We start from the raw sequence: 14,017 nt of genomic DNA on the forward strand, positions 1-14,017 counted from the left end.
ACCGAGGGCGGAAGGTTCACTGCGCGGCGGCCGCGAGGTAGTCCAGCAGCTTGTCCTCGTCCCAGACCTCGACGCCGAGCTCCTGCGCCTTGGCAAGCTTGCTCCCGGCCGCCTCGCCGGCGACGACGAAGCTGGTCTTCTTCGACACGCTGCCAGACACCTTCGCACCGAGGGCTTCGAGCCGGGCGCCGGCCTCGTCGCGCGACATCGAAGCCAGGCCGCCGGTCAGCACCACGGTCTGGCCCGCCAGCGGCCCATCGGCGGCACGTTGCGGCGCGCCCTCCGTCCAATGCACGCCGGCCGCGCGCAGGGCCGCGATCACTTCGCGGTTGTGCGCCTCGGCGAAGAAATTCGCGATGTGCGCCGCCACCACCGGGCCGATGTCCGGCACCTGCCGCAAAGTCTCCTCGTCGGCGGCCATGATCGGATCCAGCGCGCCGAAATGGCGCGCGAGCGTTTTCGCCGTGCTCTCGCCGACATCGGGAATCCCCAACGCATACAGCACGCGCTCGAGCGAACTGTTGCGGCTGGCATCGATGCCCGCCACCAGGTTTTCGGCCCAGCGGGTCGCGATCTTCCCCGATCTCGGCTTCGCCTTGCCCTGGCCCGGTTCGGAAACATCCACCTCGCCCTCGGCCAGCGCGTCGGCGCGCTGCTTCATCGCCACGAAGTCGTCGACACCCAACCGGTACAGGTCGGCGACGCTGCGTACGCAGTCGAATTCCACCAGCGCGGCGATCAGGCGCTCGCCCAGGCCGTCGATGTCCATCGCGCGCCGCGAAGCAAAGTGGAACAGCGCCTGCACGCGCTGCGCCGGGCAGAACAGCCCACCACTGCAACGCGCGACGACTTCGCCGTCCTCGCGTTCCACGGCGGAGCCGCAGACCGGGCACTGTGTCGGCAACTGGTACGGCGGATGCAAGGGCCGCCCGCGCTTGTCGAGTGGTCGGCGCTCCTCGACCACGCGCACGACTTCCGGGATCACGTCGCCGGCGCGGCGCACGATCACCGTGTCGCCGTTGCGCACGTCCAGCCGCGCGACCTGGTCGGCGTTGTGCAGCGTCGCCCGCGTCACCGTCACGCCGCCGACCTGCACCGGCTGCATCAGCACCCACGGCGTCACCGCGCCAGTGCGCCCGACGTTGACTTCGATCGACTCGACGACCGTCATCTCTTCCTGCGCCGGGAATTTGTGCGCCAGCGCCCAGCGCGGCGCGCGCGACACGAAGCCCATCGCGCGCTGCTGGTCGTAGCGGTCGAGTTTGTAGACGACACCGTCGATGTCGTAAGGCAGCGTATCGCGCAGCTCGCCGATGCGGCGGTAATAGGCGAGCAGGGCCTCGGCGCCGCGCCCGCAATCGACTTCCGGACTGACCGGGAAGCCGAGTGTGCGCAGCCACGCCAGGGTCTGCGAATGCGTCGGAGGCAGACTCGGCATCGCATCGCCAAGTTCGACCTCTCCCAGCGCATAGGCATAGAACGCCAGCGGGCGTTGCGCAGTGATGCGCGGATCGAGCTGGCGCAGCGAGCCGGCCGCGCCGTTGCGCGGATTGGCCATGGTCTTCTCGCCATGTTCCAGTGCCCAGGCGTTGTAGCGCTCGAAGCCGGCGCGCGGCATGTAGACCTCGCCCCGCACCTCGATCACCGGTGGCACGTCGCCACGCAAGCGCAGTGGGATCGAACGCACCGTGCGCAGGTTGGCGGTGACATCCTCGCCGGTGGTGCCGTCGCCGCGGGTGGCGCCGCGCACGAACGCGCCGCCCTCGTAGCGCAGGCTGATCGCCAGCCCATCAAGCTTGGGCTCGAGCGAAAACGCCGGGTCCCCGTCGCCGGTTTCCTTTTCGATGCGGGCGGCGAATTCCCGCACCTCGTCGTCGCTGAAGGCGTTGCCCAGCGACAGCATCGGCGCGGCGTGCTGGACCTGGGCAAAGCGACCGGACGGCGCGCTGCCCACCCGGGTCGTCGGCGAATCCGGCGTGCGCAGTTCCGGATGTTCGGTCTCGATCGCCTCCAGTTCGCGCAGCAGGCGGTCGTACTCGGCATCCGGCAGGTCCGGGTCGTCGAGCACGTAATAACGATGGTTGGCGTCGTCGATGCGGCGACGCAGTTCGGCGGCGCGGGCGGCGGGAGCGGACGCTTGGGTCATGCGTGGATTCTACCGGCGCCGGCCGTCGGCTTCCGTCGCCGGTCAGCGCTCCTGGTCGGTTGGTCGCATCAGGATTTCGTTGACGTTGACGTGCGGCGGCCGGGTGACGCAGAACACGATCGCATCGGCGACGTCTTCGGATTGCAGCTGGCGCATCGCGCCGGCCCAGGCGTTGAGGTTGGCCTGGGTGGCGGCATGGCCGATGTGGTCGCGCAATTCGGTCTGCACCACGCCAGGCTCGATCACGCTGACGCGGATGTTGTCGGCGTACACCTCGCGCCGCAGCGCCTCGGAAAACGCAACCACGCCGAACTTGGTGGCCGAATACGCGGCCGCGTTCGGATTGGCGATGCGGCCGGCGGTGGAGGCGATGTTGACGATGTGGCCATCGCGACGCGACTTCATGCCCGCCAGGGCGGCCTGCGTCGAGGCGATCAGGCTCAGCACGTTGAGCTCGAGCATCCGCCGCCAGCGGCCGAGGTCGGCTTCGGCGACCGGCTCCAGGTACATCACGCCGGCGTTGTTGACCAGGATGTCGAGTTGCCCGAAATGGCTCTCGGTGTCGCGGACGATCTGCTGCGCGACGTGCTCGTCAAGCAGGTCGGCCTCGAGCACCAGCGGCTCGGCGCCCAGCGATCGCAGGCGTTCGGCCAGCGCCTGCAGGCGATCGACGCGGCGTGCGGCGATCGCAACCCGGGCACCGGCCTGCGCCAGCGCGATGGCCGTTGCCTCGCCGATGCCGGAAGACGCGCCGGTCACCAGCGCGATGCGTCCATCGAGTCGTTTCATGTGTCGCCCCGGTTCGTCAAAGCAACGATTGGACGACTACCAGCGCGGACTGCGCGTGACGGGCGCGACCTCGTGCTGGCGGTCGTAGGCGCGCAGTTCGTCGCGCAGGTGCGCGATCCGCTGGCGGCCGATGGCATTGCGCGATTCGTCCAGCAGCACGCCATCGAGCAGCTCGGCCATGCGCTCGGCGGTCGGCAGCATGGTGTCCCAGGCATCCAGTGCGGCAATCGGCGCCGGCAGCGTCAGGAAGAAGGCGATCGCCGGCGTCTCCAGCGACTGGATCGACGCCATGTCGAAGCTGCCTGGCTTCATGATGTTGGCCACGCTGAACACCGGTCCGCGCTCCGGGTGGCCTTCGACCAGGCGGTGGAAGACGTTCATGTGGCCATAGACGAGGCCGGCCTTCTCGGCGGCGACCACGATGTCCGGGCCCTTGAGTTTGGCGCCGGCGCGCGCGGCGATGTAGAGGGTCACGATCTTCTCGAAGTCCTCGCTGGCGCGGCGACCGAGCTCGCTGCCCGGTGCGCCCGCATCCTCCAGTTCGATCTCGCCCTGGACCACGGCATCGTCGTCGCCATAGGCGCCGCCGTCGGCGAAACCAGGCGTGGCTGCCGCGTCGCTGCCGTCCAGGCGCGGTTCGACGCGGCCTTCACGGCGGCCATCCAGGCGCCGGCCCTGCCCGGGCTTGCGCGGCCGGCCGAAGACATAGATCGCGATGATCAGCAACACGCCCGCGATCAGTATCCCGGTACGCAACATCAACACATCCGACATCGTTGTCTCCTTCGGAGTGGTTCGTCAGGCCGCGCCCGCCAGGCGCGCCGCTTCGGCGAGGTCCACTGAAACCAGGCGGCTGACACCGGGCTCGCGCATGGTAACGCCGCTCAACTGCTGCGCCGCTTCCATCGTCGACTTGTTGTGGGTGACGAACAGGAACTGCACGTGCTCGCTCATCTCGCTCACCATCGCGGTGAAGCGACCGACGTTGGCTTCGTCCAGCGGTGCGTCGACCTCGTCGAGCAGGCAGAACGGCGCCGGATTGAGCTGGAAGATCGCGAACACCAGCGCCACCGCCGTCATCGCCTTCTCGCCTCCGGACAGCAGCGAGATGTTGGACACCCGCTTGCCTGGCGGGCGCGCCATGATCGCGACGCCGGTATCCAGCAGGTCCTCGCCAGTCAGCTCCAGGTAGGCGTGGCCACCGCCGAACAGGCGCGGATAGAGCTCCTGCACGCCCGAGTTGACTCGGTCGAAGGTGTCCTTGAAGCGGCCGCGCGTCTCGCGGTCGATCTTGCGGATCGCATCCTCGAGCGTGGTCAGCGCGGCGGTGAGGTCGGCGTCCTGCGCATCGAGGTATTCCTTGCGCTGCGCGGCCTCGGCGTGTTCGGCGATCGCGGCCAGGTTGACCGGTTCGAGTCGGCGCAGCTTCGCGTCGAGGTCGGCGACGGTCTTTTCCCAGGCGGCCAGCTCGGCGTCGTCGGGCAGCGTCGACACCACTTCGTCGAGCACGAAGCCGGCGCCGGTCACGGCCGCGGAAAGCTGCTCGGCATGCAGCGCCAGCGCCTGCTGGTCGAGCTTGCGCTGGGAAATCTTCTCGCGCTGGGCGAGCGACTGCTCGTCGCGCTGGTGGCGGGTCTGCTCGAACCCGCGCAGTTCGTTGTCGATGCCGTCGAGTGTCGCGCGGGCGGCGGACAGTGCCTTCTCGGTGCGCACGCGTTCCTCCAGGGCCGCCTGGCGCTGCTGCTCCAGCGCGCCCACCGGTGCGTCGCCCTCGGACAGCTGCGATGCGAGCTCGGTCAGTCGCGTGTCAAGCTGGCCGCGCTGGCCGCCCATGCGCTCGAGCGACTGCGCCAGCGCCACGACCTGCGCGCGCTGCGACTCCAGGGTCAATGCCAGTGCATGCGCGGCATCGCGCGATTCGCGCGCGCTGGCGCGTGCGGCGTCGCGGGCGTCGCCGAGCGCGCGGCGTTCTTCGTCGAGCGCCCGGCGCGCGGATTCCAGCTCACCCATGCGCGCGACGGCGTCTTCCAGCTTCGAGCGCGCCTCGCGCGCCTGCTCGCGGCTGGCGTCGAGGGTGGCGACCAGCTGCTCGACTTCAGCGTCGATGCGCTCGATGCGGTTGCGCGCCGAATCCAGCCGACCCTGCTGGCTCTGCAGCTGGCCCGCGAGTTCCGACACGCTGCGATGGCCGTGGTAAGACGCGCGCTGCGCATCCTCGCGCTGCTGCTCGGCGGCAAGCAGGCGATCGCGCAGCGATGTCAGCGCGTCGTTGAGCGCGTGTTCGCGTTGCTGCAGTCCTTCGATTTCCGCGTGCAGCGACTGGATCTCGCGTGCGCGCAGCAGTGCGCCCTGCTTGGCGGCGCCCGAACGCAGTACGCGCACCCAGCCGGCGCCGAGGCGCTCGCCGTGGCGGGTGATCACCGATTCGCCGTCGCCCAGCTGCGGCAGCATCGCGCGCGCATCGGCCAGGGTCTCGGCCGCATGCAACTTGGACAGGATGCGACGGATCGCCGCCGGACCCTGCACCTTCGCCGCCAGTGACGTCGGTGCATAGGCCGCGTCGTCGGCGTCCGGCGACACCAGCGTCAGGCGGCCTTCGCCGAGCTCGCCCAGCGCATCGACCAGCGCTTCGGGCGCGTCCACCAGCACGCCTTCGATCAGTTGCCCGAGGGCGCCTTCGACGGCGTTTTCCCAGCCCGGCTCGACCACCAGCTTCTCGCCCACGCGCGCCGCCGAATCCAGCCCGCGCGCCTGCAACCACGCCGTGGCGGCGCCCTGCTCCTGCCCGAGCGCCGCGTGCTGCAGCGTCTCCAGCGATGACAGCCGCCCGCGGCCGGCCTGCGCCTGCTTGCGGACGTCGGCCAGCTCGGCCTGCGCGACACGCTGCTGGTCCTGCAATGCGGCGAGAGCCTGCTTGCGGGTTTCGACTTCGGCGTTCAGCGCGTCGAGCGACTGCTTCTGCGCGTCGTGCTGCGTTTGCACCTGGGCGAAGGCATCCGCCAGCGCCGTGAGATCCAGCCCGGCACGCTCCTCGGCCAGCTTCTCGCGCCGGCGCTCGGCGTCCAGCCCCTGGCGGTCGAGGTAATCGACCCGGGTGCGTTCGACATCGCCAGCACGCGCCGCTTCGGATTGCGCGCGCACGTGCGCGTCCCAGCGCTGCTGCCAGTCGGCGAGTTTCGCCTCGGCATCGCGCAGCGCGTCCTGGCGCGCCTGGTCGTCGGCCTGCAGCGTCGCCAGTTGCGGCTCGGCGTCGGCGATGGCGGCGCGCAGCGTGCCCAGGCGCGCCTCGTCGGCCTGGATGTGCTGGGCGATTTCCGCCAGCGCGCTCTGCGCTTCGTCGCGCGCGCGCTGCAGGCGCTGGCCCATCTCGCGCTGGTGCGCGATCTGTTGTTCGATGCGGGCGAGCGTGCCGCCGACTTCATAGCCTTCGGCCTGCGCCTTGTTCAGCGCCTGCGCGGCGTCCTCGCGGCGCACGCGGCCGGTCTCGAGTTCGCGCTCGGCTTCGCGCTGCTCGGCGATGAGCTGCTGCAGCCGGGTTTCCTCGTGGGACAGCTTCTCGCGCAGCGATTGCAGCCGCGCGTCGAGGCCGCGGAATTCCAGTGCCTTCCACTCGGCGTCGCGGACCCTGCGTTCGCCCTGCAGCACCTGGTACTGCTCGGCCTGGCGGGCCTGGCGCTTGAGGTGCTCGAGCTGCTTGCCGACTTCCTCGCGCAGGTCGGTCAGGCGCTCGAGGTTCTCGCGGGTGTGGCGGATGCGGGTTTCGGTCTCCTTGCGGCGCTCCTTGTACTTGGAGATGCCGGCGGCCTCCTCCAGGTACACGCGCAGGTCTTCCGGCCGCGCCTCGATGATCTGGCTGATCATCCCCTGCTCGATGATCGAGTAGCTGCGCGGGCCCAGGCCCGTGCCCAGGAACAGGTCGGTGATGTCGCGCCGGCGGCAGCGGGTTCCGTTGAGGTAGTAGTTGCTCTGGCCGTCGCGGCTGACCGTGCGCTTGACCGAAATCTCGTTGAACGCGGCGTACTCGCCGGTGATCGTGTGGTCGGAATTGTCGAAGACCAGTTCTACCGTGGCCTGCGACACCGGCTTGCGCGCCGAGCTGCCGGAGAAGATCACGTCGGTCAGCGAGTCGCCGCGCAGGCGGCTGGCCGCGCTCTCGCCCATCACCCAGCGTATGGCGTCGATGATGTTCGACTTGCCGCAGCCGTTGGGCCCCACCACGCCGGTCATGTTGGTCGGCAGGTGCAGCGTGGTCGGATCGACGAAGGATTTGAAACCGGACAGCTTGATCGTGGACAGGCGCATGCGGCGGTGGTCGGCCCCGGCAGCGCGCGGCGGGCGCGGGCTGCGTGTTCGAAAGGATCGCGCTCGGAAGGATGGCGCGGAACGGGTTATCGCGGGTAAGGAACAACTTGCAAAACTAGCGCCAACTCGTTGTTTTTCATACAGGGTCGGCGGAAACTGCAGCACATCCCCGGGCGAGTATAGCGGCGCCCCGGCCCGCGCAGGCAGCAACGCCGGGCGCCAACCGCCTGCGGCGCGCATTCGCCATCGGCAAGATGCCGCTCACCCGGGCTTTGGTATCTTCGCAGGCGGCGCGCACCCGTCTGATGCGCGTACCGGGTTCGGCCGTGGATCGGTCGCGCACGCAGCCGACAGGCGCCCGTGCAAGGGGAAAGGATGCTCCATCGTTGGGCGCCATCGCGAGGCGATTCTTGAGCCGGCATGCACTGCTCGCCGATGTCGGCGGCACCAATGTGCGTTTCGCGCTGGCCGACACCGGCGCGGCGCAGCCGCTGCTGGCCGACAGCATCCGTCCCTACGCGGTGGCGGATTTCCCTTCGCTGGCCGACGCCGCGGCGCGCTACCTGCGCGAATCGGCCGTCCACGCCGAGCACGGCGTTTTCGCCATCGCCGGGCGCATCGAGCAGGACCGGGCGCAGATGACCAACCACGCCTGGGAGGTGTCGCGACCGCACCTGGAGAAGGTGCTGGGCCTGAAGACGCTGCAGCTGGTCAACGATTTCGTCGCCCAGGCCATGGCGGTGCGGCTGCTTCGCGACGCGGACGTACAGGCGGTGGGAACCGCACCGGCCGCGGTCGGCTTCGCCGCCGATGCCGACGCCACCTCGCGTACCTTTGCCGTGCTCGGGCCGGGCACCGGCCTGGGCGTGGGTGCGCTGCTGCTGCGCGAAGGCCGCTACATGGCGCTGGCCACCGAAGGCGGCCATGTCGGGTTCGCCCCCGGCAACGCGGGCGAAGTGGCGGTGCTGCAACAACTGATCGCGCAGTACGGCCATGTGTCCAACGAGCGCCTCGTCAGCGGCGGCGGCCTGGTCAACCTGCATCGCGCACTGACCCTGATCGAAGGCGACAGTCCCGATGAGCGCATGCAACCGGCCGACGTCACCGCGGGCGCGGAGGCCGGCGATTCGCGCTGCCGTGAAGCCATCGACCTGTTCTGCGAAATCTTCGGCAGCGTCGCCGGCGACATGGCGCTGGCGCTGGGGGCCTGGAATGGGGTCTATCTGAGCGGCGGGCTGGTGCCGCGGCTGCTGGGGCGGTTGCAGGCGTCGGGTTTCCGCAGGCGCTTCGAGGCCAAGGGCCGCTACGCGGATGCCATGGCGGGCGTACCCACGCTTGCCATCGTGCACGAGCAACCCGGGTTGCTCGGCGCGGCCGCGCTGGCCTGCGACCTTGCCAAGGGGCGGGCCGACCGATGAGCCGGCCGAGCGACCGCAACGTCCGTTTCCATGCCTGCCGCAACGACGACGAGTGGACCTGGACCGCAGCCGTCGGCATTGCCGGCGCATTGCGCCGCAGGCTGGCCGAGGGGGGCGATCGGCCGCTTCGCGCCCGCCTGCTTTTGTCCGGCGGCACCACGCCGGCACCGGTGTTCCGGGCGCTGTCGCAGGCACCCCTGGACTGGGAACGCGTCGACATCGGCCTGGTCGACGAGCGCTGGCTGCTGCCCAGCGACAGCGAGAGCAACGCCCACCTGGTGCAGACCCACCTGCTGCGCAACTACGCGGCGGCCGCGCGCTTCGAAACGCTAACGCGGGCGGGCCGGCCAATCGAGGCGGCGGTCGCCGATGCCAACCTGCGCGCCCACCAGCCGGCGGACGTGGTGGTGCTTGGCATGGGCGGCGACGGCCACACCGCCTCGCTGTTCCCGCGCATGCACGGGCTGCAGCAGGCGCTCGCCAGTCCCACCCCCTACGTCGCCGTCGATGCCACGGGTTGTCCGGGGGCCGGGCCGTGGCAGCGGCGGATCAGCCTGACGCCCGCCGGGCTGGCGCCGGCGGCAACACGGATTCTGCTGCTGCATGGCGTGGACAAACGACAGGTGTTCGAGCGCGCCCTGGCCGGCACCGATCCGCGCGAGATGCCCGTGCGCATCGCGTTCACCACGCCGGGTGCGCCGCTCGACGTCTACTGGTGCGCGTGACCCGGGCTCATCCGGCGCTGCGTTCGGCCGGCGTGTGCGCGCGGATCGCGAGCGCATGGATGTCGGTCGCCATCATCCCGCCGAGCGCCGCATAGACCGCGCGATGGCGGGCCAGCGGTGGCTGGCCGGCGAAGGCTTCGCTGACGATGTCGATGGTGAAATGCCCGAGACCATCGCGGGCACCGGCATGGCCGATGTGGCGATGGCTGTCGTCGACCACGTCCAGCGACGCCGGCGCGAACGCCGCTTCGAGCAGTCCACGCATGCGCAGCACGCGCTCGGCGTTGGCGGCAGGCACGCTCACGGCGGCACGCTCACGGCAGCACGCGCACGAACGGCCGCACGTCGACGCGCCGGTACACGCCCGCCTCGATGTAGGGATCCGCATCGGCCCAGACCCGGGCCTCGGCCAGCGACGCGAACTCGGCGATCACGATGCTGCCGCTGAAGCCGGCCGGACCCGGGTCCTCGGCGTCGATGGTCGGACAGGGGCCGGCCAGCAGCAGCCGCCCGGCATCGCGCAGCGCCACCAGCCGCGCCAGGTGAGCGGCGCGCGCCCCGCGGCGCTGGGCCAGGACATCGTCGCCGTCGAAGCCTTCGATCGCATACCACATGGACGACTGCCTCAATCAGGGGCAGGGATTGTAGCGTCGACGCAGGCGCCGCCCGCCGCAAGGCCGGTCCGTTCAGCCCCCGCTGGACAACCCATGCGCGCTGCCCGTACCCTTGGCTCCATTGCTCGAAGCCGGCCGCAGCGGCCATGCTTCCCACCGCAACGCTCCGGCCGGTCCGCCGTCGGACGTATCCGCTGCCAGCACCGGCGACAGGCCCCTGCATACCTTTCAAGCTGTCCGCCGCCGCATGCGGCGCACGTCGTGCATGGATCAGGACGCCACGCGACGAGTCGGAATCGCGGTATCGCCGCAGGATTGCATGTGAGACCACGGCCACGCCCACCCGCGTGCGCTCCCAGCGCCATCGCCTGGCCTTCGGCCAACCCGTTCCACGACCACTGACGCATGACAGTCGAAACCGCGCCCGACGCGATCCCGGACCAGAGCAACGAAGCCACGCCCCAGCAGGCGCCTCGCCAATGCGAGATGCCGCTGGCGATGGTGCTCGGCCAGCCGGTGCTGCAGATCCCGCAGGACCTGTACATCCCGCCGGATGCGCTGGAGATCATCCTCGACGCGTTCGAAGGCCCGTTGGACCTGCTGCTGTACCTGATCCGCCGCCAGAACCTGGACATCCTCGACATCCCGGTCGCCGAGATCACGCGCCAGTACGTCGACTACATCCAGGCGATGCACACGATGCGCTTCGAACTGGCGGCCGAATACCTCGTGATGGCCGCGATCCTGGCCGAGATCAAGTCGCGGATGCTGCTGCCGCGCGCGACCCTGGACGAGGGCGAGGAAGGCGACCCGCGCGCGGAGCTGGTGCGCCGGTTGCAGGAGTACGAGCGCTTCAAGCAGGCCGCCGAGGATATCGACGCTCTGCCCCGCCAGGATCGCGATACCACCCCGGCAAGCGCGTTCGTCCCGGATCGCGCGTCGGTCAAGCTGCCGCCACCGGTGGACCTGCGCGAGATGCTGCTGGCGCTGCACGACGTGCTCAAGCGCGCCGAGCTGTACACGCAGCATGCGATCAAGCGTGACGCGCTGAGCGTGCGCCAGCGCATGGGCGAGCTGCTGACGCGGCTGGAGGACGGCGCGTTCCATCGCTTCGAGTCGTTGTTCGAAGTGCGCGAGGGCCGGCTGGGCGTCGTGGTCACCTTCCTGGCGATGCTGGAACTGGCCAAGGAACACCTGCTGGACATCGTCCAGGAAGTGCCGCTGGCGCCGATCTACGTCAAGTCGCTGGCGGTGGGCGAAGGCCATCCGGCGGCGTTGGAGCTGTCGAGCGAATTCGATGAAGAGCCGGAGGCGGCGAACGATCCGCGGCGGTGAACCTGTCGAACGCCCATCCGCAAAGGCGGGGCTTCACCGGCGAATGCCTGGCCATCCATGGGCGTTCGTCCGCCACCGTCCGACCGGCCGTCATCACCTGCAACAACGCAATCCACGACGTCCCGGGATTCCCGCCCGCGCGGGAATGACGGCCAAGGAGACGGGCCAGTGACGTGGCCCAAACAGAGTCCGAAAAAAACGATGGATCAAACCCTCATTACCCGAATCGTCGAGGCCGCCCTGCTCGCGGCCAACCAGCCGCTGACGCTGGCGCAGCTGCGCGGGCTGTTCTCGCTGGACGATCCCGCCCCCGACGGCAGCGTCGAGCTGGCGCTGGAAACGCTGCAGGCCGGCTGCGCGGATCGCGGCGTCGAGCTGGTCGAACTCGCGTCGGGCTTCCGTTACCAGGTCCAGGCCGACGTGCACCCGTGGGTGGCGCGCCTGTGGAGCGAGCGGCAGACGCGCTACACCCGCGCGACGCTGGAGACGCTGGCGCTGATCGCCTATCGCCAGCCGATCACCCGCGGCGAGATCGAACAGGTGCGCGGCGTGGCGGTCAACAGCAACATCATCAAGGCGCTGGAAGAGCGCGAATGGATCCGCGTCGTCGGCCATCGCGACGTGCCCGGCAAGCCGGAGCTCCTGGCGACGACGAAAGCCTTCCTCGATTACTTCGGCCTCAAGCGGCTGGACGACCTGCCGCCGCTGTCCGAACTCAAGGACATCGGCGAGCTCGAGCCGCAACTGCAGTTCGATGGCGCCGATGCGTCCAGCGGCATGGCGGTGGGCGACCTGGCCAGCGCGGGTGCCGGCGGCGAGGCGGACGGTGCCGACGCAGACGCCGGATCGGATGACGTGGATGCCGGAGGTTTCGAAGACCCCGGATCCGAAAGCACGGATCCCGAACACGCTTCCACCGAGTCGCCAAACCACGACGAAGTCGGCGACGACGCAACCAGCGACGCGGGCGACGACGTCCACACCGACATCCCTTCCACCGAAGACGAATCGCCAGCCCACTGGCAAGACGAATCCAATGACACCGCCCTCGCCGAAGACGGCGACAGCGACCGGAGCAATGCATGACTGAGAAACCACGTCGCCCGCTGACCCTCAAGCGCGACAGCGACGCCACCCCCGAAGTCCCCCGCCTGGAAGAGCGCCTGCACAAGGTGCTTGCGCAGGCGGGCCTGGGCTCGCGCCGCGCGCTGGAGCAGCGCATCGCCGACGGCCTGGTCAAGGTCAATGGCGAAGTTGCCACCGTGGGCATGAGCGTCAAGGGCGGCGACAGGATCGAGATCGACGGGCGCACCTTCGTCGCCAGCGCGCTGACCGAACCCAGCCGCGTGCTGATGTACAACAAGCCCGAAGGCGAAGTCACCACGCGCGAGGATCCCGAAGGCCGCCCGACCATCTTCGAAGCACTGCCCGCATTGAAGGGCGCGCGCTGGATCGCGATCGGCCGCCTGGACATCAACACCACCGGCCTGCTGCTGCTCACCACCGATGGCGAGCTGGCCAACGCGATGATGCATCCCTCGCACGAGGTCGAACGCGAATACGTCTGCCGCGTGCGTGCACCCGAGGGCCAGGACAAGGTGCCCGACAACCTGGTCGACCGCCTGCGCCGCGGCGTGGCGCTGGAGGACGGCCCGGCGAAGTTCGACGACGTCGAACGCATCGGCGGCACCGACTCGCACGACTGGTTCCGCGTGCTGCTCAAGGAAGGCCGCAATCGCGAAGTGCGCCGGCTGTGGGAATCGCAGGGCTGCCAGGTCAGCCGCCTCAAGCGCATCCGCTACGGCCAGGTCGAGCTGCCGCAGCCGCTGCTGCGCGGGCAGTCGCAGGAGCTCGCGGCCGACAAGGTCGAGGCATTGCGCAAGGAATTGAATCTCGAAGACGGCACGCCGTCGGCACTGACGCTGCAGCCGGTGATCGGCCAGCGCAAGGCGGCCAAGGCGACCGTGCATGTCGGCGGCCAGCATCGTTCGCACGGCTACGTCGGCGGGCACAGCACCGCGGACGAAGGGCGCGAACTGCGCCGCTTCGACAACGTCCGTGAAGACCGCGGTCGCGGACGCGGCGGCCCGCGCAAGAACGGCGCGCTCACCGTCAGCGGCGAAGCGGCGGCCAAGCAGGTCAACAAGGCATTCAAGCCCAAAGGTCCGCGCCAGCCGGGGCAGCGCGCGCCGCGCGGCGACCGCCAGCCGGGCGCCGGGCACGATGCCGGCAATCCGGCCGCGTTCCGCACCTGGTACGTGCCCGAAGGCGTCGAGACCGGCCCGTCCGGCCATCGCAATCCCGACGGCGCACGCGGCCCACGCAAGCCCTATGGCAACAAGCCGGCCGGTGCCGGACGCCCGCCCGGTGGACCGCGTCCGGGTCCGCGCCCGGCCGGTGGCCCCGGTGGCTACCAGGGCCGCGGCGAGCGCGGTCCGGGCGGTTTCGCCAATGGCCCGGGCGAGCGCGGTCCGCGTCGCGAAGGCGGCTTCAACGAGTCGCGCGGCCCACGCGGTCCAGGCGGCGGCCAGGGCCAGCGTGCGCCGCGTCCGTACGGCCATCCTGGCAACGCGCCGAGCTTCCCCTCCGACCACGCCAATCCGGGCAGCTTCAATCCGTACGCGGACAAGCCGCGCGCACCGCGACCGGGCAATCGGCCCGGTGGGCCGCGTCCGGCCGGTGGGCCAC

General features: G+C 70.0%; 11 protein-coding genes. 5 read left to right on the forward strand and 6 right to left on the reverse strand.

Annotation, left to right across the window (positions count from 1 at the left end; all coding sequences use genetic code 11):
• Positions 1 to 16: 16 nt before the first annotated feature.
• Genes ligA through smc form a run of 4 tightly spaced genes read right to left on the reverse strand, consistent with a single transcriptional unit; the run spans position 17 to position 7,237 of the window.
• Entirely contained in the window at positions 17 to 2,146 is a 2,130-nt protein-coding gene (gene ligA / locus G7B67_RS03105; protein WP_166207637.1) for an NAD-dependent DNA ligase LigA, read from the reverse strand.
• A 42-nt stretch (positions 2,147 to 2,188) separates the two neighbouring features.
• The gene (locus tag G7B67_RS03110; protein ID WP_166207640.1) at positions 2,189 to 2,935 is read right to left on the reverse strand and encodes an SDR family NAD(P)-dependent oxidoreductase; all 747 of its coding nucleotides are present in this window, start codon (positions 2,933 to 2,935) and stop codon (positions 2,189 to 2,191) included.
• A gap of 36 nt (positions 2,936 to 2,971) precedes the next feature.
• The gene (gene zipA / locus G7B67_RS03115) at positions 2,972 to 3,709 is read right to left on the reverse strand and encodes a cell division protein ZipA (protein WP_166207643.1); all 738 of its coding nucleotides are present in this window, start codon (positions 3,707 to 3,709) and stop codon (positions 2,972 to 2,974) included.
• A gap of 24 nt (positions 3,710 to 3,733) precedes the next feature.
• A complete protein-coding gene (gene smc / locus G7B67_RS03120; protein ID WP_166207646.1) occupies positions 3,734 to 7,237 on the reverse strand; it encodes a chromosome segregation protein SMC in 3,504 nt (1,167 codons plus the stop codon).
• A 410-nt stretch (positions 7,238 to 7,647) separates the two neighbouring features.
• On the opposite strand from smc, the gene glk reads away from it, so the two are divergent.
• Together glk and pgl are read left to right on the forward strand one after the other, a co-directional pair.
• A complete protein-coding gene (gene glk, locus G7B67_RS03125; protein ID WP_243412220.1) occupies positions 7,648 to 8,655 on the forward strand; it encodes a glucokinase in 1,008 nt (335 codons plus the stop codon).
• Entirely contained in the window at positions 8,652 to 9,380 is a 729-nt protein-coding gene (gene pgl, locus G7B67_RS03130; protein WP_166207652.1) for a 6-phosphogluconolactonase, read from the forward strand. Before glk ends, pgl begins: the two co-directional genes overlap by 4 nt.
• 7 nt (positions 9,381 to 9,387) lie before the next feature.
• Here pgl and G7B67_RS03135 read toward each other — a convergent pair whose 3' ends face one another.
• Together G7B67_RS03135 and G7B67_RS03140 are read right to left on the reverse strand one after the other, a co-directional pair.
• Entirely contained in the window at positions 9,388 to 9,645 is a 258-nt protein-coding gene (locus tag G7B67_RS03135) for a BolA family protein (protein ID WP_243412224.1), read from the reverse strand.
• Between the two features lie 49 nt (positions 9,646 to 9,694).
• Positions 9,695 to 9,994 carry a YciI family protein gene (locus tag G7B67_RS03140; RefSeq protein WP_166207724.1) on the reverse strand — a complete coding sequence of 100 codons (300 nt, stop codon included), beginning with the start codon at positions 9,992 to 9,994 and terminating at the stop codon, positions 9,695 to 9,697.
• 405 nt (positions 9,995 to 10,399) lie between these two features.
• On the opposite strand from G7B67_RS03140, the gene G7B67_RS03145 reads away from it, so the two are divergent.
• From G7B67_RS03145 to G7B67_RS03155, 3 genes are all read left to right on the forward strand, one after another.
• Positions 10,400 to 11,329 (forward strand): segregation and condensation protein A, encoded by a 930-nt coding sequence (locus tag G7B67_RS03145; protein WP_166207658.1) that lies wholly within the window; start codon positions 10,400 to 10,402, stop codon positions 11,327 to 11,329.
• Between the two features lie 201 nt (positions 11,330 to 11,530).
• Entirely contained in the window at positions 11,531 to 12,415 is an 885-nt protein-coding gene (gene scpB / locus G7B67_RS03150; protein WP_166207661.1) for an SMC-Scp complex subunit ScpB, read from the forward strand.
• On the forward strand, positions 12,412 to 14,017 hold a 1,606-nt coding region (locus G7B67_RS03155), incomplete at its 3' end, for a pseudouridine synthase (RefSeq protein ID WP_166207664.1). The genes scpB and G7B67_RS03155, both read left to right, overlap by 4 nt.

It is taken from the genome of Cognatiluteimonas telluris, from assembly GCF_011320095.1.
Taxonomy (GTDB): Bacteria; Pseudomonadota; Gammaproteobacteria; order Xanthomonadales; family Xanthomonadaceae; genus Cognatiluteimonas; species Cognatiluteimonas telluris.